This window comes from Klebsiella sp. GL120222-02 (genome assembly GCF_003097195.1).
In the GTDB taxonomy this organism is placed as follows: domain Bacteria; phylum Pseudomonadota; class Gammaproteobacteria; order Enterobacterales; family Enterobacteriaceae; genus Klebsiella; species Klebsiella variicola.
Genome location: NZ_QEQO01000001.1, coordinates 989,979 through 1,014,160, shown reverse-complemented (window position 1 = coordinate 1,014,160; position 24,182 = coordinate 989,979). Strand labels below are relative to the sequence as shown.

Below are 24,182 nucleotides of genomic sequence, written 5' to 3'. Positions count from 1 at the left end.
ACGGCATTCAGGTTTATTTTATAATGCCACCGAATGGAATAGTAAAATACATAATGGAGTATGGGATGAAGCATGTTCATAAACTGGTCTGGATAGGCCTGTTCGTCAATATTATTATCTGTTTTGTCGCGCGAAATTTATTACTCGATGAAGGACAGCTGAACTTTCATCATCGGGCGGACAGCATGTGGTCCTGGCTGGTGCTCGCTCTGTTTATCGCCGTGGTGGTTCAGGCCGTCAGTATTATGTTGTCGGGCCGCTATCCTTATCTGGCCATCGTGCTGGCGTTTATTGGCGGTATCGTGATGGTGCCCGCCAGCATGATCTTTCTGGTTGGCTGTATGTTCAGCTTTCAAACGCGGATTAACGCCGGTTTTACCCCGTGGCGGTCAACAACCGGGGCGATGGGCCGCGACGATAATCACCAGCTATTAACCTTTAATGCATCCGGTTTTTATCCGCAGGGGGCGCTGGCGCTCATCGCCGGCATTATTATCTTAATGATTGGCATGGGTATTGGCGGGGTATTTATTGCCGCCGGCATTGTTGCGCTGTGCAATGGCTATCGTCTGCAGAATCGGGTGGTGATTGGCGTGAGCGGCGAGTCGATGATATTTACACCGGGGCTCTATGCCGATACCTACGTTATTCCGTTAGGTGACGTTGTGCTGGCTGAGCGCGGGAATAATGATGCGAAAGTTCGGCTACGGATCCGTTCCAGCGGCAGAAGCTTCACGTTGCGTAAAAAACTGCTCGCCGGCGATAACGTTAATGATGCCTTCGCCGCCATTCTGGCCAAACTGTCCACGGTTTAAGGCCGACGGGGAAGGGAAGCCGCCAGGAGAGAAACACCTGGCGGCGAAAGCGTGGGTTAGCATGCGCGTTCATCGCGCCAGCCTGCACCCACGCCCTACAACACCAGGTTGCATGTTAATCCACGTTGGTAAAATAATCGCGCGCGGCGGTCTCGACGCGTTTCGCATCCAGCCCGGTCTTCTCAGTGATCTGTTCGATAAACGGTTTAAATTTCTCGTCCATCACGTTACCCCCGTCCCAGTGGGCGACGTAAAATTTGCACTGATAGCGATAAAAATGGAGAGTGGTATCTCCTAACGTGTAGTACATGAGCTTCTCCTGTCCATTAATGCGGTCGCCGCGTCCACAGCGTCAGCAACCCTTTTCTCATCACGATCGATCTGCTCTCTATCCTCCTCCCAATTGGCTGAAATTTCCAGCGGTGCTTTGCGCTATAAAGCAGGATAAAAGAGGGTTAGATTGCGGACGAGTAGTGATTTTTTCTGAAATGGAACGGAGGAACCGGTTACCTGCGGGATGCGCAGATAACCGGAGAGCAGGCAGGATTAGCGCAGCGCGTTGCGCTCGTCGTCGGTCAGGTCCAGGGTCTGCACCATGCCGCTTTCTGCAGCGCGCACCGCCGCTTCCAGAACGGCCATTACCGCCAGCGCTTCAATCGGCGGCACCGGATTGGCGATCTGACCCTTCAGCACGTCGCGGATCTGCATATAGTACTGGCGCTGATCGCCCTGCGGGGTGGCCTGAGAGTGGGCCTGCAGCGAGGCGTCATAGATCACCAGCTTGTCATCATCCTGACCCCAGCCGGCGCTTCCGGGCTCCACGCCCGCCAGCAGCTGGCTCTCCTGCTGGTCGGCCCGCGCTTTGATAACGCTGCCTTTATCGCCGTGCACGGTGAAGCGCGAGGAGCCGCCCGCGACCAGCATGCTGCAGTGCAGGATCGCTTTATGCGCCGGGTAGTTTAATACCACATGCGCCCAGTCGTTGATCTCCGCGCCGTCGCGCAGGGTGGCGATATTGCCTTGTACCGACTGCGGCAAACCAAACAGCTGCAGCGCCTGGTCGATCAGGTGGGGCCCCAGATCGAACCATAAACCACTGCCCGGGACGTTCTGCTCACGCCAGCGGACGCGGACTTCCGGACGGAAGCGGTCAAAATGCGACTCGAAGTGTTTCACCGTGCCAATGGCGCCCTGCTCAATGACCTGACGGATCCCCTGGTAGTCGCTGTCCCAGCGGCGGTTATGGAAGACCGAGAGCAGGCGCTGTTTCTCCTCAGCCAGGGCGATCAGCTCCCTGGCTTCCTGCATATCGAGGGTAAAAGGTTTATCCACCACCACATGCTTGCCGGCGTTCAGCGCCAGGCGGGCCAGCGGCGCGTGGGTGGCGTTGGGGGAGGCGATGACCACCAGATCGACATCCGGATGCTGAACCGCTGCCTCCGGGGAAGCGATGACCGTGACATCCGGCAGGTCGCGTTTGACTTTCTCTTCATCGCGCGAGGCGACGAACGCCAGATTCAGACCCGGCACTGAACGGATAAGCGGCGCGTGGAAGGTCTTACCGACGAAGCCATAGCCAATCAGGGCGATATTTATTGTGTTGTTACTCATCAGGTTCTCCACGCGGTTAAGCGTCAGCAATGTGTACAGAGAGGGCGGGGTCATCCCCCAGCTCAGCCCAGGGACGATCAAGAAAAAGATGGTGAATATCGCTGAGCCCGGCCACCAGCCACGGCTCGCAATGGTTGACTTTGGTATGGTCTGCCACCAGCCAGTGCTCTGCGCTGGCGGCCAGCATGGCGCGCTTCACGTCAGCATCGGCCTCCTGGCTGGCGCTCAGCCCCAGCCCGGCATGAAGCGCGCAGGCGCCGAGAATGGCGATGTCGGCCCGGTAGCGGGCGACCAGCGACAGCGTAGCGCTGCCGGCGAACAGCCGCTGTTCACTGTCCCACTGGCCGCCAAGCAGGATCAGCTGGATATCGGTACGGTCGCTAAACAGCTGGGCGATATCCAGCGAAGGCGTGATCACGGTCATCGGCCCTTTAAGCTGAGCGGCGACCGCCAGCACCGTGCTTCCGGCGTCGAGAAACAGCGTCGAGCCGAGGGGGATGCGCGCGGCGACCTGCTGACCCAGGCGCTGCTTGGTCTGGGGGAGCAGGGCGTTTCGACCCTGGCGCGTCATCGCCGGGACGTTAAGAGCGATGGCGCCGCCGTGGTTTTTCTGCAGGACACCCTGTTTTTCCAGCTCGCTCAGATCCCGGCGAATGGTATCGGCCGAGACCTGTAGCCCTTCGACCAGTTCGCTGATGCTTAGCTGGCCGTTTTCACTCAGCCTGTCGAGGATGTGTTTTTGTCTGGCGAGCTTATGCATGGCAAGCGACTCCGCAAATTAACGCAATAAACAGCATAATACAGCAATGAGTGGCAAAATAAACCGCAAAAAGACGCATTGAGATCGGCAAAACGGGAAGAACTTGATTTCACTACGCTTTAACGTTAAATGAGGAGTGCAGCGCGACCCGGGGCGAAAGCGCTTTTTAATGAAGCTATTAGCCCTACTTACCGGGCAATAAAAAGCGAAAAAGCGCGCTTTCGCGTACCTTATAGAGAGTGCGCGCAATGTGACAGGTATGGATTAACGGAGGTTGAGTGGACGCGATTAAAGGCTCGGAGTTGCAAATACCGGACGCGATCTTCGCGTGGGTGCTCGACGGGCAGGGGGGCGTGAAGCCGCTCACCGATAACGATATTATCGACAAAGACAAGCCCTGCTGGCTGCATCTGAATTATACCCACAGCGACAGCGCCGACTGGCTGGCGGCCACCCCGTTGCTGCCCAACAACGTGCGTGACGCCCTGGCGGGGGAGAGCACCCGGCCACGGGTGACGCGGATCGGCGACGGGGCGCTGATCACCCTGCGCTGCATTAACGGCAGTACCGATGAGCGTCCCGACCAGCTGGTGGCGATGCGTCTGTATATGGACGAGCGGCTGATCGTCTCCACCCGTCAGCGCAAGGTGCTGGCGCTGGACGATGTGCTGGGTGACCTGAAGGAGGGCAATGGCCCGACGGACGGCGGCAGCTGGCTGGTGGAAGTCTGCGATGCGCTGACCGATCATGCCAGCGAGTTTATCGAACAGCTGCACGACCGCATTATCGACCTGGAAGATGACCTGCTTGACCAACAGGTGCCACCGCGGGGTTTTCTCGCGCTGCTGCGTAAGCAACTGATTGTGATGCGCCGCTATATGGCGCCGCAGCGCGACGTTTACGCCCGACTGGCCAGCGAGCGGCTGCCGTGGATGAGTGACGATCAGCGGCGGCGGATGCAGGATATCGCTGAGCGGCTGGGGCGCGGTCTGGATGAGATCGACAGCTGTATCGCCCGGACGGCGATCATGAGCGACGAGATCGCCCAGATTATGCAGGAGTCGCTGGCGCGGCGGACCTACACGATGTCGTTGATGGCGATGGTGTTTCTGCCCAGCACCTTTTTAACCGGCCTGTTCGGCGTCAACCTTGGCGGGATCCCGGGAAACAGCTGGCATCTGGGGTTTAGCCTCTTCTGCCTGATGTTAGTTGTTGTCATCGGTGGTGTTGCGTGGTGGTTACATCGCAGTAAATGGTTGTAAAGAATCGCCTTTTAGCGGCCGCATTGCCGGGAAAACCCGGCAATGTTTGAGCGAAATCAATAAACCACCTACCCATTCAGGGCAATATCTCTCTCGCAGGTGAATGCAACGTCAAGCGATGGGCGTTGCGCTCCATATTGTCTTACTTCCTTTTTTGAATTACTGCATAGCACAATTGATTCGTACGACGCCGACTTTGTTGAGTCGGCTTTTTTTTTGCGCTCTCCGGACCAGCTTCTACGCTTACTAAGACACCCGACGGTCTTCAGGCCGTTAAGCCTGCGGGTACGCCCGTATTACTCTCCGGGAGGCCTCTATGCATTACGCTTCAGGGCTGACAGCCCAGTCTATCCCCATCTCACCCGAGCCGAACGATCCGGCTCCTTTACCCGACCCACGACCGCGTCCGCAGCCGCAGCCCGATCCGCCGCCTGACGAAGAGCCGATTAAATTGTCGCATCAGGCGCGGAGATCTGCGAGGATACGCGCCTGCAGATTGTCCGTCCTTTAATACGAGAATACATTGTGACCGCTTTTTCTACCCTGACTGTTTTACCTGCCGCCCAATTAGCCAACCTTAATGAGCTGGGTTATCTGTCGATGACTCCGGTTCAGGCCGCCGCCCTGCCGGCGATCCTTGCGGGGAAAGATGTGCGCGTGCAGGCAAAAACCGGCAGCGGAAAAACGGCCGCATTCGGGCTGGGTCTGCTGCAGCATATCGATCCGGCGCGCTTTGAGACCCAGTCGCTGGTGTTGTGTCCGACCCGCGAGCTGGCCGATCAGGTTGCCGGTGAGCTGCGTCGCCTGGCGCGCTGCCTGCCGAACATCAAGATTCTGATGCTCTGCGGCGGGCAGCCCTTTGGCGCCCAGCGAGATTCACTCCAGCACGCCCCGCATATCATCGTCGCCACCCCGGGCCGTCTGCTCGATCATCTGCAGAAGGGGACGGTCTCCCTTGACGCGTTGCAGACCCTGGTGATGGATGAAGCGGACCGCATGCTCGATATGGGCTTCAGCGACGACATCGACGAGGTGATCCGCTTCGCGCCGGCTGACCGGCAGACCCTGCTGTTTTCCGCCACCTGGCCCGCGGCAATCGCGGCGATCAGCGGCCGGGTACAGCGCAATCCGCAGACAATTGAGATCGACACTGTCGATGCGCTCCCGGCGATTGAGCAGCAGTTCTTTGAAGTTTCCCGCCACGGTAAGATTGCCCTGCTGCAGCGCCTGCTCAGCCAGCATCAACCCGCATCCTGTGTGGTGTTCTGCAACACCAAACGCGATTGCCAGGCGGTCTGCGATGCGCTCAACGCCGCCGGGCAGAGCGCCTTGTCGCTGCACGGTGATCTCGAGCAGCGCGACCGCGATCAGACGCTGGTGCGCTTCGCCAACGGCAGCGTCCGGGTTCTGGTGGCGACCGACGTCGCCGCCCGCGGCCTCGACATCAAATCCCTCGCGCTGGTGGTGAACTTCGAGCTGGCCTGGGATCCGGAGGTGCATGTTCACCGCATCGGCCGTACCGCCCGCGCCGGCGAACAAGGGCTGGCCATCAGCTTCTGCGCGCCGGAAGAGGCGCAACGCGCCACTATCCTGGCCGACATGCTGCAGCTTTCCCTGAACTGGCTGCCGGCGCCGACGGGCAACACCACCATCGCGCCGCTGACGGCGGAGATGGCCACGCTGTGTATCGACGGCGGTAAAAAGGCGAAAATGCGCCCGGGAGATGTGCTGGGAGCCCTGACCGGGGATATGGGTTTTGATGGCGCCGATATCGGTAAAATTACCGTCCATCCGGCTCATGTCTATGTGGCGATCCGCCAGAATATGGCGCAGAAGGCGTATAAGCAGTTACAAAATGGCAAGATTAAGGGCAAAGCCTGCCGCGTTCGACTGCTGAAGTAAGGGCAGGTTAGTGCGTCTCAGGCGGCTGCCTGAGACGCGTGAGGGTTACTTCACTTCCACCACGTTCAGACGCAGTTCATCGAGACGGGCGTCTTCTTCTTCGGGCTGCCAGCCGGCAGGCTGCAGGGGAATCTCTTCCCGGTCAAACGCCAGATCGCCACCGTCCACCACCTCGGAGCCGTGGGTGATACCTTTAAAGTCAAACAGATTGACATCGCTCAGATGCGAAGGCACCACGTTCTGCATCGCGCTGAACATGGTTTCAATGCGCCCAGGATAACGCTTATCCCAGTCGCGGAGCATATCGGCGATCACCTGACGCTGCAGATTTGGCTGCGAACCGCACAGGTTGCACGGAATAATCGGGAAGCCTTTGGCCTGGGAGAAGCGCTCGATGTCCTTTTCGCGGCAGTACGCCAGCGGGCGGATGACGATGTGTTTGCCGTCGTCGCTCATTAGCTTCGGCGGCATCCCTTTCATTTTGCCGCCGTAGAACATATTCAGGAACAGCGTTTGCAGGATGTCATCGCGATGATGGCCGAGGGCGATCTTGGTCGCCCCGAGCTCGGTGGCGGTACGGTAGAGGATGCCGCGACGCAGGCGAGAGCACAGCGAGCAGGTGGTTTTCCCTTCCGGGATCTTCTCTTTGACGATGCCGTAGGTATTCTCTTCGACAATCTTGTATTCCACGCCCAGCTGCTCAAGATACGCCGGCAGAATATGCTCCGGGAACCCAGGCTGTTTCTGATCGAGGTTCACCGCCACCAGCGAGAAGGAGATGGGCGCGCTTTTCTGCAGATTACGCAGGATCTCCAGCATGGTATAGCTGTCCTTGCCGCCAGAAAGACAAACCATAATGCGGTCGCCCTCTTCAATCATATTGAAGTCGGCAATCGCCTCACCGACGTTGCGGCGCAGACGTTTCTGCAGCTTATCGATGTTGTATTTCTCTTTCTTTGTAAGTTCTTGATTTTCTTGCATTGTTAACATTCTCAAAATCTAAAAGGGGCATATAGGGGGCAAGACGTGTTAAAGCCCAAGCCGGGAATTCAACATAGAAACCTGGTCGCCGTTCATCTCTTCTATCCATGTACTATAAACGTCGTACACCATTTGCGCGTTTTCATGCCCCATCTGATTGGCTATAAAAGACGGGTTTGCGCCAGCCGTCAGGAGCCAGCAGGCAAAAGTATGCCGCGTATGGTACGGATTCCTGCGGCGAATGCCAGCGCGTTTTACTGCAGCTTCCCATCTGCTGCCTATGCTGCTGTGCGAATAGCAGGGTTTTTGCTCGCCTTTCCGTCTCCGCGGCATGAAAACAAATCGCAAATTCTGTTCCTCGCTTGAGCCGTATTCCCTGTGGTGAAACGTGATAGTGGATACCGGATGTCCAGCTGTCAGTTCATGCTGCGCTTTCAGCGCGTCCAGGGCAGGGCCGAGCAATTGTATCGTCCGGTTTCCTGCCGCTGTTTTTGGTGGGCCGAACATGCCGTTTGCTGTCAGATTCCGGCAAACGTGTATCACGCCCTTATCCAGATCGACATCTTCCCATGCCAGAGCCGCCAGCTCACCATGCCGCACACCAGAATAGACGGCGAATTTCCACATGTTCTGGCTTTGGCCTCGTTCACTTGCCATGAGGGCTGCAAATTCCTCTCTTGTAAGTGGGTCAGGTTTAGCCCTTGTTTTACGTAGGCTTTTTACGCTCTCAAATGGTTTATGTTGGATAAAACCCGACATGTACGCAAAATTCAGAATAGAGCACAGTAAAGAAACATAATTGTTGACAGTCGAAACTGTTCTGCCTTTTTTATTTTTACGCTTGTTTTTTGAATAGAAGGTTTCTCCTGTTAGCAATTCGTTTCTACAATTAAGAACGTCACTATATCCAATAGCAGTGAGCATAGTGTTTCCGTTCATGATTTTTATTATTGTATCAACCTGGGATTTTGTTTTCTTTAGAGTATTGGCGCTGATTTCAGTTTCTTTAATTTTAAGCCACAGTTCACACAGTTCATGAAATGTGCTCACCTGTAACGTGGTGTTAATCGCTACTGCCTTTTTGGATGAGGGGAATCGACGCCCGTAATCAAATTCCCCCATGTTTATTTCGCTGGTAATTACCGCTCTTAAATTACCAGCTTTTTTTATGTTTGCGGGGCTTACAATCCACCCCTTTAACACTTCGCGGCAGCGCTTACCTTTATACATAAACCAGACGCATATTCTGTTACCACGAATCTCCACGCCTGTAGGTAGTGTTGCCATTTACGAATCCCGGATAAATTTATTAATTTCCGGATAGTTGTACCAGGTAGTTCCGCGCAAAGTTTTTTCGCCAGAAGGGGAAACTCTTTTGAAGTGAACGCCTTCTATCCAGGCTCCTTGTCGGTAACTTTCAATCTGCCGGGCTCCAAGGCCAGTTCGTGCCATCAGAGCCTTTTCAACCATCCACTCTTCATTAAAAATGATCTGCGCCATATAAACCTCTCTGGCGACATGCCGAGTATAAGCATGCGCGCCGTAGTGGATTGATAATTCGTTATCAGGCGACCTGCCCGGGGAGGGCTCTCAACCGGCGCATGCCGGTCATAGCCGTGGCCACGTAACTCGCTTTACGGTTCACCACCTCCACCCAGACCTTTACTCCTTCAATCTGCACCGTATACGTCTCTTTCATCTGGCTGCGTCCGTAATCGCCGTAACGTTCTACGTGCTTAGCCAGCGCCGCATCGCACGCCTGGCGGCCCAGAGGGGAGTGTTTGCTCCGATTAATCAATCGCATATACATTCCTTAATCGGGAGAGTTTCCCCTCCCAAGCTGGTTAGCCCACGTATTCCGGTTTCATGTCGTCCAGGGTGATGCGGAACTGGTCATACAGTTCATCACCGAGGTGGCGTTTCGCGCCGTTGAGAATGCCTTCAGCTTTAGCGAACAGTTCGACGGCTTCCGGTTCTCCGGGATTAGGTAGAGAGTTGATCGCGGCCTCAACTTTGTTTCTGGCGTCAACCATGAAATAACGCTGCACGGCTTTACCTTTCAGCTCGGTGAAGAGAACAGTGCCCAGCACAGCTTTCTCTTTATCCAGATCCGCCCTGATGGCTTTTGCTGCATCGACCGATTCGGCGCGCTCAATGCGGTCACGGAAATCATCTGCCAGGGAATCAATATTGAGAGCTGAATCCTGCGCGCTGGTGGTGATGTCTGTTCCGCTGGCGATCTCTGCCACAGACATTCTTTGCGCCGGCGTCGGGTTTATTTCTCGCTCGGTCCTTTGTTCAACTTCATCCGGGCTGTAAACACCCAGGATGACTTCCGGGCAATACAGCCGCGCCCAGTATTTCACGCCCAGATAAGCGATTTGCTGTTTCGGGTTAGAAACCCACAAAGGAGAATTACGTGTGACGACTCCAGAGAGATAAAGTGGCTCCCCCCAGGTGATTTCTGATTCACCGCGCAGAATCGCGCCGACCTGGACGAATAACCCGATTTCGTCCTCATCTGTCCAGCCTCGTACACGCTCAGTGACATTGTATTTCCCGTTTTTGCCGTGCTTTTCCCGGGTGACCTCTTGAGTCCTGGTGCAGCGCTCCCAGTCGCCGCCGTAACGATAGTGAAAGCGGCCATGAATGGCGCTTGAGCTGGCGATTACCGCATTGACTAACTGGGCTTCATACCCAAGCACACCGTTTACCAGATGCGTTTTTTGCGCTACTGCGTAGGGATTCATGCCCCATTGCATTGCCTGCATAACGATCGCCATGCAATCGGCTGGTTTACCCGCGAGGTGTGCAGGTACCGTCACCTGAGAATCTGCCATCAGGTTTGCAAATGCCGTTAGCTGGCCGAGCGCCTGCACGTTGAAGATGGTGTTACTGGCAGAAATGGTATTTGGAGCCTGTTGCTCAGTGGTAACAATATTGGTGTTTTCCATTGTCATATCCCCTTATGCCTGTACGCGCAGTGCTTCGAGACGGCGCACATCAAAATCGTTGAGTTCTTCGGCGTAATCCTCAGTAATCGGCGCCGGCCAGTCGCCAGTGTCGAAACCGTTCGCAATGGCGCGCATAGCTTTGCGGTATTCCAACATGCCGAGTTCCAGTAGTTCTTCGGATGCCTCGATGATGGCGATCCAGTGGTAGTTCTCGTCTTTGTTGACGAATATCCAGAAGAACTGGTCAAGGGCTGCGGTTTCGCAGTACATAGCCGCGCTCAGGTGGTAATCGCGCTCGATGATTTCCCGGTGCAGTTTCGCGCGTAGGCCTTCCTGCTTGATGTTCCACATGCTGATGGTTTTAAGGTCTGCACCGATGCGCAGGCCACCCATGTCTATCTCAAGGTCAGGACGCACGCGAACTTCCAGCCCGGTTTCCTCATCAATGCCGAAATAGCTCACCTCGACGGCACGGCTCGGGTGCGTCAACAACTTGCCGGCGGTCGGGTGATTCAACAGTGCTTTTTGAATGGCCAGTGCCGTAGCCAGCTGCTGGCGGGTAACCAGCACTTTTCCTTCCGGGTTTTCGCGCCATGCATCCAGTAACTCATCGGCAAACACGGCATCCGGTTTAACCGATTTCACGGCCTGAATCAGATCCGCCTTAGTACCTGATACTTTCAGCGGCTGCGACTTCTGCACTTCCTGAGCAACCATGTCAGGATTGATAATCGCCAGTTGCTCCAGCATGGCATCACGACTTCCGCTGGTTTTAACTGGTGAGGGCTTCTGCATTTCCTGAGCAACCAGATCCGGATTAATGATTGCCAGAGTTTCCATCAGCGTTTCCCGGCTGCCACTGGTTTTGAGCTGTGGCGGCAGGGTGGCGTTAAATTCCTTGATACAGGCTTTCATTGCAGATGCGGTCTGTTTCTGGCCTTCTTCAATGCGCTGGAAATCAACTGGCAGAGACATGTAGCTCTGTCCTGTTTCGTTGATATCGTTCCCCAGAGCGGTCTGCGCTGGCAGACTAGCGTTGTGTTCTTCAATGAGTGCTTTGATCTCATCGGTGCTGAGGGGGGCGATCAGGCTGGCGTTGTGCGCCTCCAGCAGCGCCTTGATGTCGTCAGCACTCAACAGCGGCGGTAGCCCGTTGTTGTATTCGTCGATAAACGCGCGGATCGTCGCAGTCGTGGTGAAGGCGCCTTCCGGGATTTCCGGCTCGATGCTGAATTCTTTTTCCAGCTGCTCAGGCTGCAGCGCCAGTGCATGCACCAGGTTGCCCATATCCAGAACAGGGGAGCGTACCTTCTGGATGGTTTTGGATACGTGGCGCGCCTCGAAATACATCAGCGATACCCGGGCATCTTTAACCATCGTGGAGCTGATGCCGTTAGCGGCGTGGTAGACCTCATTTGGCACACCTTCATATCGACCAGGCTCGAAATACTCCGGCCATGCTGGCGCTGCTTGTTCAGCCTCTTCCTCTTCATCGCTATGAGCACTCTCGGAAACCTGGCTTTTCAGCTCTTCGGCGGTAAGATCCGGGCAGCGTTCAGCCAGTATTTCTCTCATGTTCACGGCAGTTGTTTGCGCAGGAGGTTCATCAGCGCCTTCGCCTGCTGATACCGCATTATCATTTTCGTCTTCGACCGGCTGAGCCGTTTCCATCTGCACATTGCTGGTGGTTTCCCCGGAATTAGCTGGATGTAATTTTTCTTCTGCAGCGCGCTGGCGCGCCTGGTCCACGATAGAAAGTGCTGGTGCTGGTGCTGGTGATGTCTGGCTATCCATCAGACCATCAATCGAAAAAACACCATTGCCCATGTTTGAAACTTCAGGCTGTTTGGGCTTGGTCAGGTCTTCGGTTATCCACTTCGGATCCGTGGGGTCACTGATACCTTCGACATATTCGCCACGTTCGGCGGCCAGAACCTGATTAGCGTCAGGTCGTTTCTTTTGAGCTTCTTTCACAAGTTCGGTGCCAATTACCTGAAAGTCAGTTGGGAGAGTTTCCAGGTCAGGCACATCTTCATCTCCATCGATAGCCTTTTTCACAGCGTCCAGAGTGACGGCGGCAGATGAAACATGACCGGCTTTTTCAAGCGTCTCAGCAGAAGGGACGTCATGCTTATGCTCGGTCAGGTTCGCATTGATATAGGTCTGCAGGCTTACAGGGAAATGGTGAATATCGCTGGTGGCGCCACGAATAAGGGCAAAAATGGCTGCGCGTGAATAATCCAGGATGCCTGCGACCTTGCGCAGCGCTGCAGACCATTCCTTGAACGGACTTTCTTTCTTCTGGACTATCTCTTTGGCCCGGCGGTGAATTGATGCCGGGAAATTGTAGATATCGAAATCCATCGGCATTGTGGCCAGAGCTATTTCTACATCGAGCGTATCAAGGGTATGGGTGTAGTCAGGATTGCGATCGGTTTTATTAGCGCCGCCAGCATTCGTACCTGCATCAGTTTTCATAACTGAAGAAATACAGTTACCGGCAGCCCATTCCCTGGTGAGAATGCCGCGGTCAATCGCGTTCGTGGCGAACCACAGCTTTGCAAACTGGATACGCTTGCCGAGCTCATGCCGTTTCCCTTCGGGGAAGACTTTTTTATTGGCACTTGTGAATTTCCAGAGTGCCGGCATATCGTATTTTTTGATTTCAGGAATATTCTCGGCGGCCAGAATCAGATCCTGGACGGCAGCATTATCAGTGTCCATTTCAAGAACTGACAGCTCCTGCCGGTGAGGCATGCTGATATGATAAACGTGACTTTCTTCGGCCATATACTGCGCCAGCAGCTGAGCGCGAAAGGGGAGTTCTGCCACGTTAAAAAGCGCGCTCGAATCGTCCTGGTATTCATCGCTACCGAAAGTTTCCACGGTCTCACCTTGTGCCGCGTCGCCAGTAGTATTGGCATCAACCAGCACGCCACTAACGGGCTCAGCGGATACTCCGGCATCATCGATGTGATGATCCGCAGGCGCCTGACCTGGCTTCAGAGCCCAGGTGCGGCCATCATCGCCGAGCTGGTAGCGTTCGCACCATGAGTAATTGAGAACGCCTTCCGCTGGTAGGTCATTGAATACCGGGAAATCGGTGCGAATTGGTTTTTGATAGTCTTTGCCGCGGCCTGTTTCGATCCCAGCGTCTTCCAGATCGACGTCCAGTTGTAGAAGGGCGCGAGCTTCTGATTTATTAGTGCGCCAGATTACGGCATCAGCTTTACCCGATTTTTGAGTCGCTTTTATCAGATAAAAATATTCCATGTGATAGCCTCTATTTTGGATGTAGAATCCCCCGGGCCATTGGTAGCGCCCATTCAGGGTGGTCATTGGTTTTGGTAATTTCCGGTGTAACTTTGGTCGGTGGCACCGGACGTACAGCCCGCTTCGGCGGGTTTACGTTAGCCCTCGTGAGCCATCTGGTCGTGAGAGGCGCAACGTTCTGAGCAATACTCTTTTTCTTTCCGTGCGAGCTGGTTCCCCTGGAGGTACAACAGGGTGCTTACCACTGGTTTTCCCTCGATAGCTTTGCGGCAATAACCGCATTTCTTCTGCATTCTTCCCCCTACATTTGCACCGTGAACCCTGCCGGATGCTCGTCCAGTACACCTTTCAGCGGATAACATTCAGCTTTCACATGTTGCTCTTCTGCAGCTGCCTTGCAGTCATTCTCAGTGTCGTAAACGCCGAGCAGGACATCCTGATTACCGCCCGTCAGCATGCTGACGGTGAGAACCAGAGCGAACATCGTGCTCATGAAGGGTCTCCTTTTTGCGCGAGCATGTAGCACACCCGGCGGATGAAAGCTGACAGCGGACTTAAACGAACAGCCTGCTGACGAGCGGGTTTGCGTGCGAAATCAATCATGTAAATAACTCCCTCAGTGCGCAGAAAAGCGCGATCCAGATGAAGAGCCCAATTACTGCTGAAATGACCATGGCTATGATGCCTTGCTTACTCATTTCAACCTCAGCCATTACGTGGCCAGCGGAACAAGAAATACTTCTGCGCTTAATGTAAGACGGTGGATGGCCGTCGGTTGTTATCACCGAGTCCTCTCGGCTTGACTCTAATTACTACATATCTGTGATGTTGCAACGTGGTAAATTTAGCGTGTCGCTAAATTTCACGCAATAGCAAAATGCTAAATTATCTGGTGTGTTGTTTTAGCGTATTGATTAATAATGGATTTAAGTTCTGTCGATAACGAGGAGGGACATTGAGGAGACAAAAAAGCCCGCGCAAAGGCGGGCTAAGGAGTCCAAATAGGAGTTTAGGGAATATTCAGAATTTTAGCGTCAACGACAACCCCAATGATTTTGCAGTTGCCGTTAACTTCGATCATCGGATAAGCAGGGTTAAGGGGTTTTAGAAAGCGTCTGCCAGCATCGATAACTAGTTTCTTAAAAGTAGCTTCATTATCGCCATCTAGTTTGGCAACCACTAATTTTCCATTTCGAGGCTCTACTTCAGGATCTACCAGAATAGCAGCCCCTTCAGGTATGCTCAGACCTGCAGGAGAGGTCATTGAATCTCCTTTTACATCCAGCCAGAAGGAGTCCTCAGAGCATACAACAGTCGTATCGTACCAACGATCGATCGCTCGTCGGTGATATGGTTCTACAGCTTCCATCCATTGCCCCGCGCTTACCCAGCTGATTACAGGATAACTTCCTTTCGTCTCATTCAATCCTCGAAACGAAACGTTCGAAGATGTTTCTTTGGCATGTAAAACATCCATCCAGCCAAAAGGCAGATTAAGCGCAGACTCAATTTTGCGGGCCATCTTATCGCCAATATTGCGATGAGGATTTGGACCCAGAAGCTGGCTAAGAGCTGCCGGGCTTGTCTCAATGAGTTCGGCGAACTGTGCCTTTGTCATTCCAGACTCGCTCTGGCGCTTCTCGTACAGAGATTCCAGGTTGGCTTTTCTGATTTCTTTATTTTCCATCCCTGCATTGTTGTCGTTTTTAGCAAAATGATAAATGCGCAAATTGCTAAATGTTGCTTGCGTAGTATTTAGCATAAAGCTAAACTCCAAAATTGTTGACTCAACCGGAGACACCAATGAGTACAGAACTACACCGCTGGCGTAAGGGCGCCACAACTGACGAATGGGCACAACTAGCGAAGCTGGCGAATACGACCCCGGGCTATCTGGATCAGATTGCCTACGGTAATCGCCGTGCATCTCCCGAAATGGCATCCGCAATTGAAGATGCTACAAGATTTTTTCACAGCCAGGCCCCGGTGCTCAAAGAAAGCCTTGTATTCGTCACTCCGCGTAATACGGCACTCTGAACATTAAAGGGAAAATCATGCGTTCACTTACCTATCAACAAAATACCGGATTCAACACCGGTGCCTTGATAAAGCGAAATCAGCTGAGAGAGTTAGATCACGACGGTATTCGCTCTGCCGTTCGCGCCTGGGCAGCAGCTGAAGGGCAGGATGTTGTCTCGGCATACATCATCGATGAGTGGCGACAGCAGGGCGGCGAGGAGATCGCGTTTCCTGATGATATCAGCCGTGCCAGACAGAAGCTTTTTCGCTACCTGGACAACCCGGCCGAGTCTGAGCGCTATCGCGAGTACGTCCGCCTTCTTACCCCGGCAATCATGACCGTTCTTCCGTTGGAGTTCCGCCATCGCCTGATGCCTCAGGACGATATTTTGTCGCGCCTATCTTCGGCCATGAAGGAATGCGCTGAAGCAAAGCAGGCGGTGATGCTGAATGCGCCAGAGCACCAGAAGCTGAAGGAGGTGAGCGAGGGAATAGCGTCACTTTTCAGGCTAATGCCTGAGCAGACAGGAGCGCTGATGACGATCGTGAGCTCAATGCTTGGCGTGATGTAAGCGGGGTATCCATGAATCACATCGAATTTATTCAGAAGAACGTCCGCGAGGAACTTCTTCGCAAAGGCTTCACGCAAGCAGTGGCTCAGGGGGGGCGTACTAGGCGGTCGATATGTACAAGCGGATGTCACAGGCAAGCCGCAAGGGGGAATGTTTGACGATGTTATGCGACACGCAAAGTTATGGGCAGAGAAGCAGACCAGCGCAGCTGAACGCCGGGAAGCAAAGCGCAAAGTGCGAAAGGGCGCGACCAGGCTGGGTTGTTCTGAAAGGGTGAAGACTGTTGTGCGCCAACACAGCCAGTCTTCGGGTGAATTAATTGGGTCAATTCACGGGATGAAGTATGTCAAATACCGCTGAAGTTATCAATTTTCCGATTAAAACCGAGCGTTCGGGAGGTCAAATGGCCGACCTGGCTAACGGGTATACCAAGATCGCAAACGAGATACAGAAGCTCAAGCCACGTCTGCGGATGTCTGGTCGTGAGTGGCAGTGTCTTGAGGCTGTTATCTGGCTTACCTATGGATGGAACAAGAAGCAGGACCGAGTAACAAACACGGTGATTGCTGAGCTGACAGACCTCGGAGAGTCGCATATTTCCGACACAATCAAATCTCTCGCGGAGCGGAAAATTATCTTCGCTCATAAGCAGGGAGTGATGAAAATTGTCGGTATAAATACTGAGCTATCTGAGTGGATTTTAGACAAACCGAAAACGGGAAAACTCTCCCCGGAATCGGAAAAAGTGTTACCGAAAACGGGAAAACCTTTCCCGGAAACGGGAGACACCCAATACAAGAAAAAGAACAATAGTAAAAGATCTTCTTCGTTTCGGAATTCTAAAGAATCCCGAAACGAGGAAACTTTGAAGTTTCTCTCTCGTCATCCAGAAGCGGCCGATGGGATTTATACCCCTGCGGGTAAATCCTGGGGAACAGCTGACGACCTCAAAGCCGCGCGATGGATTTTCGATAAAGCCCTCACCGTGAATGCCTCCCTCTCTGAGCCGAACTGGGTTGAATGGGCGAACACCATCCGCCTGATGCGCCTGCAGGACAAGCGCACTCACTATGAAATCTGCGAACTGTTCAAGTGGGCAAATGAGGACGGTTTCTGGCAGGAAAACATCCTTTGCCCCTCAAAACTACGTAAGAAATGGGATCAGCTCACAACTAAACGCCTGCGCAGCCATGGTCCATCCAGAAGCGCATCAGGCGCAAGTGCGCTGGACAACACAGACTGGATCAACGGGGTACTCGAGTGAAATCTATCGCAGAAAGCATGCACAACTTCGACCGTGAAAACTTCCAGCGAGTGGCTGCCGGGCTTCCGGAAATGCAGGACGAGCAGGCAGGAAAGCGCCAGGCGGCCAAGACTGCGGAGATCTTCAACGAGCTTTTCCGCCAGTTGCTCGCCGTATTCCCGGTGCTGGCCAACAAATCTGCGGAAGACCTCAACGAGATGCGTCGCCAGTGGTTGTTGGCGTTCAAAGAGAACGGGATCACCACGGTTGAGCAGATTAACGCAGGGATGCGGGTTGCGCGCAAACAGGAAAAACCCTTCATGCCGTCGCCGGGGCAGTTCGTCGCCTGGTGCAAACAGAGCGGCGGCGCGCTGGGTACCACCGTTGACCAGGTGATCGCCGAATACTGGGACTGGCGTAACCGCTCGTTCGAATTTACCTCCAGCGAGCAATTCCCCTGGTCGCAGCCGGTCATGTACCACATCTGCATCGAACTGCGCCACCGTAGCACGGAGCGCCAGTTAACGCATAGTCAGCTGGCGCGCGAGGCGGGCGACCTTCTGGACATGTGGGAGAAGCGCGCCACCGAGGGTAAGCCGGTTCCGCCTGTGCGTCGGGCAATTGCGGCGCCGGCTACCGAGCACGGGCTGACCCCGATCCAACTGCTTCAGGCGAAGTACAATCGCAACAAGTCGAACGGGATGGTGTGAGATGGCGACAACAATTCGTGACCAACTGATGGCTGCATTGAGTAACAACCCAGGCCTCAATTCTGCACTTCTGGCCTCCCTGGTCGCCATGACCAGCAATATTACATCGGGAGCGATTGGCTCTTTGCTGGCTGATGCCCTGATTTCATGTGAGGGACGCTACGGACAGCGCCTTTACCGATTGACCAGTTACGGAATGCGACATGCGGCCGACACCGCACCCGCCAGATGTATTGGCACTACGTAACTGGTACAGCGAACAGAGGTGAACGTTATCTGTCAGGAGTGCCGAAACAGTGCGGCTATGAAGCGAGTATTGATGGTTTGGGGGAGGGAGGGGTATGAAAATCGAGGATTTCAGAAATATGCAGTTTTCTTCAATTTGAACGGCAAGATGGCAGTGTTAGGTATGGAGCCTGAGCAGAAGCGGTTCATCGCATTAATGGCCCTGAACACTGCGGATGGTCGGGTGGAACTGATTGAAGTATCGCTTGTTCAACTGCAGAGATATTTACGGCTTCGCTGACGAAGGTATCAAAGCGATACTCCTGTTGTGGCTATGAGCCATGCTATACCCAACAACTTATTAAATGTGAAATATGTGATTCAAGTAACATAATGAATTCTGGTAGTTTTATTTTCATTTTTTGGGAGTAATCTGATTTTTTTGCATTTTAAAGTTAGGATGAACTCAATGTGCGTCAACAGCATCACAGATGAAGATCTCATGGGCCAGATTGCAAGTAAGCTCACTGATTATCGATATCCGCCACAAGGCGGTATGAATATTGCGCATGTTAGTCGCTGGATTCAACAATTCGATCAAGCCGATAGGCGATTTGTTTTAGAAGAAACTGATCGGTTAATGGGGCTAGGTTATATTCGCGAGAGCGCTTATCACAACGCAGCTTGTCAAACAGCTAGTGAACCTAGAAACGAACAAGTTTTTAGCAACGCAGCTTTTCTCGATATCCAAGTGCAGGGCTCAAGTCAGCATGAATACTTGGATTTGCTTCAATCTTTTCGAGAAAATGATTTGAATATCGTAAATAGGAATTCTGACGTTCATTGGGTTCACTCTTTTCACGAATTTGTATATATAGATGACGTTTCCTTCTCAGGAGCAAAAGCGATAACTGATTTAGCTTGGTTCATTGAACATTTTAACTTAAATAATATAAATATATGTATTTCTTTTATAGTACTGCACACCTTTTCTGAGTGGAAAATTAAAGATCAGCTCGAAAGTCAATTTTCCGATAGGAATATCCGGATTGGTGTCGGTGGCGGGGATTTCGGACGCATTGAAAATCAGCGTCGAAACTCCTCTCAGTCGGGGGTTTTTTGGCCAAAAGCTGAAAGTGTGTCTATGCCTTTATGGGCGACAGAAACACTAAATTATAGAGGAACCTATCGGGATGGCTATATTGCAAATAATATCTTTCCAGATGAAAACAGACGTGACAGATTTGAAGCTATTCTAACTAAAATTGGTTTTATGATCCTTGGATACAGTCAAACTCGAAGTCCTGTAATAAAACCTTTAGGTTTTTCAACATTTAGAGGTGTTGGCTTTGGCGGAACAATATTCACATTTAGAAATTGTCCAAACAATGCACCGCTTGCTTTTTGGTGGGGTACTTATCACGAAACCGGTCAACCAGCATTGGACTGCTGGTATCCACTTATGAGACGTAATGGGTATAATGCGTGACATGAGCTATAGATTATACCCACTTAAGAATGCAGTTGCTTTTAGGAAAACCACCGAGAAATGGGGCGGTCTTTCTAACATGGCTAAAGGTTACCCATTGTTAATCAATGGGTTGCCAATCCAATCGAGTGAAATCCTATACCAAGCATGCCGGTACCCTGACTACCCAGAGATACAAAAGGCCATCATTACTCAAGGCAACCCATACGAAGCTAAGCAGACTGCAAGATTGTTTGAAGCGAAGACGCGTTCAGGCTGGGAAAAGAATCGGGTTTCGATTATGAAGTGGTGCGTATGCGTTAAACTTTGCCAGAACTGGGAAAAATTTTTCGCTCTTTTGGATAGCACTGGTGAGCATGACATCGTTGAACACTCAGATAAGGATCAATTTTGGGGAGCGAGTAAAGACTCCGAAGGTAACTTTTACGGAATGAACGTGTTAGGCCGTATTCTTATGGACGCGAGAGACGTTGCAAGAAGGAAGGGGCACGCAGGTTTTACTACTATACCGCCGCTCTCCTTGGATAAGTTTCTTCTACTCGGCGAGCAAATTCGCGATGTCACTTTCACTCCGCCACTGGCGGACACAGGGCAAAGCTTATCGCTTTTTTAATACGGATTTGTCCTTTAACGGCCGCGCCTGATCCTCAAACCCGCTTCTGCGGGTTTTTTATTTCTATGTTGTTAAGCATTCCTCATCAATAGACCTCCGAGTGGCACTCTCTCGGCATGAATTATGTCAAAGATAGGTTGACTACTGTCTGCTGCAACAGAGGCCGCAACCCTCCAACCGATTGCTCTCACCTAAATGCTCAGTATTAAGTCCTAAAGAACAGCACTATTGGGTTAATGCTCAGGGGCTTACCTCTGCATCTAGCTAAAGGACCGACTCGTATCCGGATACTAAACCGACGTTGACGAGTTGAAAAACCAGGTGTATAACCACTGTATAAATACACAGCTGTGTATTTATACAGTGGTTATTTTTAGCAATCGACAAGGAAAATGGAAATGGTTGATCAAAAAATCAATGCACAAGTTTTAAGCGGTGTTAACGACGATATTTCGGAAATGAAATCACTGACTACGTTGCGTAAACGTGTTGTAACTGATGGTGAAGTGGTTTCTAAATCTCAGAACGCTTTTCGTCTGGCGGGTGGTAAAACGGGAGTTATTCTGCGCAATGACGGTAATGACTTTTATGCTCTTGTAACTCCAGAAGATCAGGCGCAAGACGGGCAATGGAACACCCTTCGCCCATTATCTTTCAATCTCAAAACTGGTCGTGTTTCTCTCCGTAATGGCGTGGACATTTCTGGTGGGGCTGTAGTTTCGCATGATGCAGGCATTTCGGCGCGTACGACCGGCCCGTCGCCGATCATAAATGGACAGACCTATTCATCCCCATCCATTCATACCGATTTTACAAGCGGTAATATCACCACCCAAATGATGATGTGCGCCAGGGTAGAAGCAGGCAAGCAAGATTACGGTCTACTCTCTTATCGTGACTGGCAGGGTAGCTGGAACGAACTGCGCGTTCGATCAAATGCCGAACTGGATGCCGGGCAGTTTACCAAACGCAATTCAGAGGGATGGATTAAAGCTGCAGGTAACCGTAACGTCAACAATGATAAAGACCGTAAAACCAATGCGTTATGGATTCAGGGCGCGGGGGATTTATCCGCAGACTTTTATCACTATGAGCGTATTGGTCAGCATCATTTCCTCGGACTACATGTAGCTAATGGTGGCGCGCAGGGGTGGTTTGAATTCCGTAATGATGGCCATGCTTACACCAATGGTGCCTGGAACAGTAGCTCTGATGCGCGAATGAAAACCCAGGTCGAGAAAATCGATAATGCGTTAGAAAAGCTCGATTGTATTAGTGGTTACACCTATCTGAAGCAGGGCGTTACCGAAGCTGGTGTAATCGCTCAGGAATTGGAGGAAGTCCTTCCACAGGCTGTTTCAAAGACGGAACTTACACTCAATGACGGCAGTGTGTTGAAGGATGCTCGCAGCATCAATATCAATGGAGTGGTAGCACTACTTATTGAAGCGCTTAAGGAAGAACGTCAGGCTCGACTTGCCCTGGAAAATCGTTTAGCCGATCTGGAAGCTCGTAGTGGTCAGGAGACAGAGTGATGGCAGATAATCAACCGGTTCCTCTTACCCCCGCACCACCTGGAATGGTATCACTTGGCGTCAATGAAAACGGCGAAGAGGAGATGACTGTCATTGGTGGAGATGGCAGCGGCACAGGGTTTTCTGGGAATGAAGCACCTATTATTCCTGGAAGTGGTAGCCTCCAGGCCGACTTAGGTAAAAAGTCTCTAACCCGACTACAGGCTGAAAGTTCAGCAGCAATTCATGCGACTGCAAAATGGACTACAGAGAATCTTGCAAAAACGCAGGCTGCGCAGGCTGAAAGGGCCAAGGCTGCCATGCTTTCTCAGCAGGCAGCAAAAGCAAAACAGGCCAAACTCACGCAACATCTGAAAGATGTAGTGGATCGAGCGCTTCAGAACAACAAAACGCGGCCTACTGTTATTGATCTTGCTCATCAGAATAACCAACAAATGGCCGCAATGGCCGAGTTTATAGGCCGTCAAAAGGCAATTGAAGAAGCTCGTAAAAAGGCTGAAAGGGAAGCCAAAAGGGCTGAAGAAGCTTATCAGGCTGCTTTGAGAGCGCAGGAAGAAGAACAGCGCAAGCAGGCAGAAATTGAACGGAAATTGCAGGAGGCAAGGAAGCAAGAGGCAGCGGCAAAAGCAAAAGCTGAAGCTGACAGAATTGCGGCTGAGAAAGCTGAAGCAGAGGCAAGAGCTAAAGCGGAAGCTGAGCGGCGGAAAGCAGAGGAGGCTCGAAAGGCGCTTTTTGCAAAGGCTGGGATTAAGGACACTCCTGTTTATACACTGGAGATGACAAAAGCAGCCACTACGTTGTTTTTAACACCGGGTGTTAGGTTACTGAATCGTGCTCCAGCGATGATACAGTTATCCGCTTTGGCTGCAGAAATTAATGGCGTCTTAACTACTGCTGCTAGTGCAGTAATGACGGCTACTGCTGAATTCTCAGGTTGGATTGCCTCAGCGTTATGGCGAGGTGTAGCTGGTGTTGCAACAGCTAGTACTGTTGGTCCCATGGTTGCCGCAGCATCGACGCTATTCTTTTCACCTCGCGCAGGTGGCGGAAGCGACAGTAAGGTTCCTGGTAGGGATATCGAGATGTTGGCTGCGCAAGCCAGGTTGTTCACGGCGGGTAAGCTGAGTATCGAACCGGGCATGAAGAGCGTCAACCTCCCGGTACGTGGCTTCATCTCTTCGGAAACTGATGGGCGCCAGTCTCTGATGCTTGTAAAAACCGGTTCTGATGGAGTACCTTCCACTGTTCCTGTATTGGATGCTGTACGTGACAGTACTACTGGCCTTGATAAAATAACGGTACCGGCGATGTCTGGTGCGCCGTCGCGGACCATCCTCGTGAATCCGGTTCCAATTGGCCCTGCTGCTCCGTGGCATACCGGCAATAGCGGGCCAGTGCCAGTAACACCTGTTCACACCGGTACAGAGGTGAAGCAGGCTGACAGTATCGTCACGACAACTTTGCCGATTGCAGACATTCCGCCACTACAGGACTTCATCTACTGGCAGCCGGATGCTTCTGGGACAGGTGTTGAACCTATTTATGTAATGACTAGTCAACCCAGGAAAGGAGTAAAAGACTACGGACATGATTATCATCCGGCTCCAAAAACTGAAGAAATTAAGGGGTTGGGGGAGTTGATTGAGTCTCGGAAAAAAACTCCAAAACAAGGGGGAGGTGGACGACGAGATCGATGGGTGGGAGATAAAGGACGAAAAATCTATGAGTGGGATTCGCAGCATGGAGAACTTGAAGGTTACAGAGCTAGCGACGGCTCTCATCTTGGAGCATTTGATCCAAACACCGGCAAGCAACTTAAAGGTCCGGACCCTAAACGTAACATCAAAAAATATCTTTGAGGTGAATTAATGGGACTGAAATTACGATTGGAATGGTTTAATAAGCAAACAGATTTATTAGTTGGCAAAGAGTACTCTAAGGATTTTGGTGATGATGGTTCGGTTATCGAAAGCCTTGGTATTCCTTTAAAGGATAATATCAATAATGGTGGCTTTGATTTAGAAGAGAGTTGGATTCCTTTATTGCAACCTCATTTTAAAAATAAAATTGAAACTGATAAAAATCTTTACCAGATTTCATTTGATTATCGTGATAGTTGGTAATATGCCTACCTAAGAAAATATAGCCAGCCTTCGTGGTTGGCTATATTTGTAGTTGATTTACAGTTATCAACCAGCCATAATCATGTCATCGGAGC

The 24,182-nt window shown here is 52.1% G+C and carries 25 protein-coding genes and 3 pseudogenes; 15 read left to right on the top strand and 13 right to left on the bottom strand.

Annotation, left to right across the window (positions count from 1 at the left end; genetic code table 11):
• Positions 1-65: 65 nt before the first annotated feature.
• Complete coding sequence (locus N438_RS05080) at positions 66-815, top strand: hypothetical protein (protein WP_008805156.1); 750 nt, start codon at positions 66-68, stop codon at positions 813-815.
• 115 nt (positions 816-930) lie between these two features.
• Here the strand turns inward: N438_RS05080 and N438_RS05075 are convergent, their stop codons facing one another.
• The 3 genes from N438_RS05075 to N438_RS05065 form a co-directional block, all read right to left on the bottom strand.
• Positions 931-1,125 (bottom strand): hypothetical protein, encoded by a 195-nt coding sequence (locus N438_RS05075; protein WP_008805155.1) that lies wholly within the window; start codon positions 1,123-1,125, stop codon positions 931-933.
• Positions 1,126-1,361: 236 nt separating this feature from the next.
• Positions 1,362-2,480 (bottom strand): oxidoreductase, encoded by a 1,119-nt coding sequence (locus N438_RS05070; protein ID WP_116696150.1) that lies wholly within the window; start codon positions 2,478-2,480, stop codon positions 1,362-1,364.
• Positions 2,443-3,186, bottom strand: coding sequence for a DeoR/GlpR family DNA-binding transcription regulator (locus N438_RS05065; protein ID WP_023322501.1), 744 nt, complete (start codon positions 3,184-3,186; stop codon positions 2,443-2,445). The genes N438_RS05070 and N438_RS05065 overlap by 38 nt, the downstream gene beginning before the upstream one ends.
• Positions 3,187-3,464: 278 nt before the next feature.
• Here N438_RS05065 and zntB point away from each other — a divergent pair, with 278 nt between their 5' ends.
• From zntB to dbpA, 3 genes are all read left to right on the top strand, one after another.
• A complete protein-coding gene (gene zntB, locus N438_RS05055) occupies positions 3,465-4,448 on the top strand; it encodes a zinc transporter ZntB (protein ID WP_008805152.1) in 984 nt (327 codons plus the stop codon).
• A 316-nt stretch (positions 4,449-4,764) separates the two neighbouring features.
• Positions 4,765-4,959, top strand: coding sequence for a hypothetical protein (locus tag N438_RS28960; protein ID WP_049245597.1), 195 nt, complete (start codon positions 4,765-4,767; stop codon positions 4,957-4,959).
• A gap of 14 nt (positions 4,960-4,973) precedes the next feature.
• Positions 4,974-6,350, top strand: coding sequence for an ATP-dependent RNA helicase DbpA (dbpA, locus tag N438_RS05045; protein ID WP_046621257.1), 1,377 nt, complete (start codon positions 4,974-4,976; stop codon positions 6,348-6,350).
• Between the two features lie 45 nt (positions 6,351-6,395).
• Here the strand turns inward: dbpA and ttcA are convergent, their stop codons facing one another.
• The 10 genes and pseudogenes from ttcA to N438_RS05000 form a co-directional block, all read right to left on the bottom strand.
• Positions 6,396-7,331 (bottom strand): tRNA 2-thiocytidine(32) synthetase TtcA, encoded by a 936-nt coding sequence (ttcA, locus tag N438_RS05040; RefSeq protein ID WP_004203988.1) that lies wholly within the window; start codon positions 7,329-7,331, stop codon positions 6,396-6,398.
• Between the two features lie 48 nt (positions 7,332-7,379).
• On the bottom strand, positions 7,380-8,618 hold the full coding sequence (locus N438_RS05035; RefSeq protein ID WP_064168416.1) for a site-specific integrase: 1,239 nt from the start codon (positions 8,616-8,618) through the stop codon (positions 7,380-7,382).
• Positions 8,619-8,831: an excisionase family protein gene (gene xisR, locus N438_RS05030; protein ID WP_004179593.1), complete on the bottom strand. Its 213-nt coding sequence runs from the start codon at positions 8,829-8,831 to the stop codon at positions 8,619-8,621.
• A 64-nt stretch (positions 8,832-8,895) separates the two neighbouring features.
• A complete protein-coding gene (locus N438_RS05025) occupies positions 8,896-9,135 on the bottom strand; it encodes a DUF4060 family protein (protein WP_023282473.1) in 240 nt (79 codons plus the stop codon).
• Between the two features lie 40 nt (positions 9,136-9,175).
• Positions 9,176-10,335: pseudogene (locus tag N438_RS05020) on the bottom strand (RecT family recombinase).
• Entirely contained in the window at positions 10,298-13,558 is a 3,261-nt protein-coding gene (locus tag N438_RS05015) for a RecE family exodeoxyribonuclease (protein WP_116696148.1), read from the bottom strand. The pseudogene N438_RS05020 and the gene N438_RS05015 overlap by 38 nt, the downstream one beginning before the upstream one ends.
• A 137-nt stretch (positions 13,559-13,695) precedes the next feature.
• Positions 13,696-13,851, bottom strand: a complete 156-nt coding sequence (locus N438_RS05010) for a YdaE family protein (RefSeq protein ID WP_023282477.1) — start codon at positions 13,849-13,851, stop codon at positions 13,696-13,698.
• A gap of 8 nt (positions 13,852-13,859) precedes the next feature.
• Positions 13,860-14,051: a YebW family protein gene (locus N438_RS05005; RefSeq protein WP_004179600.1), complete on the bottom strand. Its 192-nt coding sequence runs from the start codon at positions 14,049-14,051 to the stop codon at positions 13,860-13,862.
• Positions 14,048-14,161 (bottom strand): annotated as a pseudogene (locus tag N438_RS28715) (hypothetical protein); the annotation flags it as partial. The pseudogene N438_RS28715 and the gene N438_RS05005, both read right to left, overlap by 4 nt.
• Positions 14,162-14,567: 406 nt before the next feature.
• On the bottom strand, positions 14,568-15,320 hold the full coding sequence (locus tag N438_RS05000; RefSeq protein ID WP_023282478.1) for a S24 family peptidase: 753 nt from the start codon (positions 15,318-15,320) through the stop codon (positions 14,568-14,570).
• A gap of 41 nt (positions 15,321-15,361) precedes the next feature.
• Between N438_RS05000 and N438_RS04995 the strand changes: the two genes are divergently transcribed.
• The 11 genes and pseudogenes from N438_RS04995 (at position 15,362) to N438_RS04940 (ending at position 24,087) form a co-directional block, all read left to right on the top strand.
• Positions 15,362-15,595 (top strand): hypothetical protein, encoded by a 234-nt coding sequence (locus N438_RS04995; RefSeq protein WP_023282479.1) that lies wholly within the window; start codon positions 15,362-15,364, stop codon positions 15,593-15,595.
• A 17-nt stretch (positions 15,596-15,612) separates the two neighbouring features.
• Positions 15,613-16,149, top strand: coding sequence for a toxin YdaT domain-containing protein (locus tag N438_RS04990; protein WP_023282480.1), 537 nt, complete (start codon positions 15,613-15,615; stop codon positions 16,147-16,149).
• Between the two features lie 343 nt (positions 16,150-16,492).
• Positions 16,493-17,413: a replication protein gene (locus N438_RS04985; protein WP_080895640.1), complete on the top strand. Its 921-nt coding sequence runs from the start codon at positions 16,493-16,495 to the stop codon at positions 17,411-17,413.
• Positions 17,410-18,102 carry a replication protein P gene (locus tag N438_RS04980; RefSeq protein WP_080895639.1) on the top strand — a complete coding sequence of 231 codons (693 nt, stop codon included), beginning with the start codon at positions 17,410-17,412 and terminating at the stop codon, positions 18,100-18,102. Before N438_RS04985 ends, N438_RS04980 begins: the two co-directional genes overlap by 4 nt.
• A 1-nt stretch (position 18,103) precedes the next feature.
• Entirely contained in the window at positions 18,104-18,349 is a 246-nt protein-coding gene (locus N438_RS04975) for a transcriptional regulator (protein WP_116696147.1), read from the top strand.
• Positions 18,350-18,358: 9 nt separating this feature from the next.
• A pseudogene (locus tag N438_RS29065) lies at positions 18,359-18,442 on the top strand (transcriptional regulator); the annotation flags it as partial.
• A gap of 387 nt (positions 18,443-18,829) precedes the next feature.
• Positions 18,830-19,816: a hypothetical protein gene (locus tag N438_RS04960; RefSeq protein ID WP_243414552.1), complete on the top strand. Its 987-nt coding sequence runs from the start codon at positions 18,830-18,832 to the stop codon at positions 19,814-19,816.
• A 1-nt stretch (position 19,817) separates the two neighbouring features.
• The gene (locus N438_RS04955; RefSeq protein ID WP_065800877.1) at positions 19,818-20,429 is read left to right on the top strand and encodes an NADAR family protein; all 612 of its coding nucleotides are present in this window, start codon (positions 19,818-19,820) and stop codon (positions 20,427-20,429) included.
• Between the two features lie 398 nt (positions 20,430-20,827).
• Positions 20,828-21,964, top strand: a complete 1,137-nt coding sequence (locus N438_RS04950) for a tail fiber domain-containing protein (protein WP_065800600.1) — start codon at positions 20,828-20,830, stop codon at positions 21,962-21,964.
• Positions 21,964-23,823, top strand: coding sequence for an S-type pyocin domain-containing protein (locus N438_RS28710; RefSeq protein WP_050484056.1), 1,860 nt, complete (start codon positions 21,964-21,966; stop codon positions 23,821-23,823). Before N438_RS04950 ends, N438_RS28710 begins: the two co-directional genes overlap by 1 nt.
• Before the next feature lie 9 nt (positions 23,824-23,832).
• A complete protein-coding gene (locus N438_RS04940) occupies positions 23,833-24,087 on the top strand; it encodes a colicin E3-like toxin immunity protein (RefSeq protein ID WP_023282492.1) in 255 nt (84 codons plus the stop codon).
• Positions 24,088-24,182: the final 95 nt, after the last annotated feature.

Coding starts and splice junctions, on each gene's coding strand:
- N438_RS04990 (WP_023282480.1), top strand. CDS start 15,613: ATGCGTTCACTTACCTATCAACAAAATACCGGATTCAACACCGGTGCC.
- N438_RS05015 (WP_116696148.1), bottom strand. CDS start 13,558: ATGGAATATTTTTATCTGATAAAAGCGACTCAAAAATCGGGTAAAGCT.
- N438_RS28710 (WP_050484056.1), top strand. CDS start 21,964: ATGGCAGATAATCAACCGGTTCCTCTTACCCCCGCACCACCTGGAATG.
- N438_RS05080 (WP_008805156.1), top strand. CDS start 66: ATGAAGCATGTTCATAAACTGGTCTGGATAGGCCTGTTCGTCAATATT.
- N438_RS05075 (WP_008805155.1), bottom strand. CDS start 1,125: ATGTACTACACGTTAGGAGATACCACTCTCCATTTTTATCGCTATCAG.
- N438_RS04995 (WP_023282479.1), top strand. CDS start 15,362: ATGAGTACAGAACTACACCGCTGGCGTAAGGGCGCCACAACTGACGAA.
- N438_RS04985 (WP_080895640.1), top strand. CDS start 16,493: ATGTCAAATACCGCTGAAGTTATCAATTTTCCGATTAAAACCGAGCGT.
- N438_RS04955 (WP_065800877.1), top strand. CDS start 19,818: ATGAGCTATAGATTATACCCACTTAAGAATGCAGTTGCTTTTAGGAAA.
- N438_RS28960 (WP_049245597.1), top strand. CDS start 4,765: ATGCATTACGCTTCAGGGCTGACAGCCCAGTCTATCCCCATCTCACCC.
- N438_RS05070 (WP_116696150.1), bottom strand. CDS start 2,480: ATGACCCCGCCCTCTCTGTACACATTGCTGACGCTTAACCGCGTGGAG.
- xisR (WP_004179593.1), bottom strand. CDS start 8,831: ATGGCGCAGATCATTTTTAATGAAGAGTGGATGGTTGAAAAGGCTCTG.
- N438_RS04960 (WP_243414552.1), top strand. CDS start 18,830: ATGGGCCAGATTGCAAGTAAGCTCACTGATTATCGATATCCGCCACAA.
- N438_RS04940 (WP_023282492.1), top strand. CDS start 23,833: ATGGGACTGAAATTACGATTGGAATGGTTTAATAAGCAAACAGATTTA.
- N438_RS04950 (WP_065800600.1), top strand. CDS start 20,828: ATGGTTGATCAAAAAATCAATGCACAAGTTTTAAGCGGTGTTAACGAC.
- N438_RS05000 (WP_023282478.1), bottom strand. CDS start 15,320: ATGCTAAATACTACGCAAGCAACATTTAGCAATTTGCGCATTTATCAT.
- N438_RS05005 (WP_004179600.1), bottom strand. CDS start 14,051: ATGAGCACGATGTTCGCTCTGGTTCTCACCGTCAGCATGCTGACGGGC.
- N438_RS05035 (WP_064168416.1), bottom strand. CDS start 8,618: ATGGCAACACTACCTACAGGCGTGGAGATTCGTGGTAACAGAATATGC.
- N438_RS04975 (WP_116696147.1), top strand. CDS start 18,104: ATGGCGACAACAATTCGTGACCAACTGATGGCTGCATTGAGTAACAAC.
- N438_RS05010 (WP_023282477.1), bottom strand. CDS start 13,851: ATGCAGAAGAAATGCGGTTATTGCCGCAAAGCTATCGAGGGAAAACCA.
- ttcA (WP_004203988.1), bottom strand. CDS start 7,331: ATGCAAGAAAATCAAGAACTTACAAAGAAAGAGAAATACAACATCGAT.
- N438_RS05065 (WP_023322501.1), bottom strand. CDS start 3,186: ATGCATAAGCTCGCCAGACAAAAACACATCCTCGACAGGCTGAGTGAA.
- N438_RS05025 (WP_023282473.1), bottom strand. CDS start 9,135: ATGCGATTGATTAATCGGAGCAAACACTCCCCTCTGGGCCGCCAGGCG.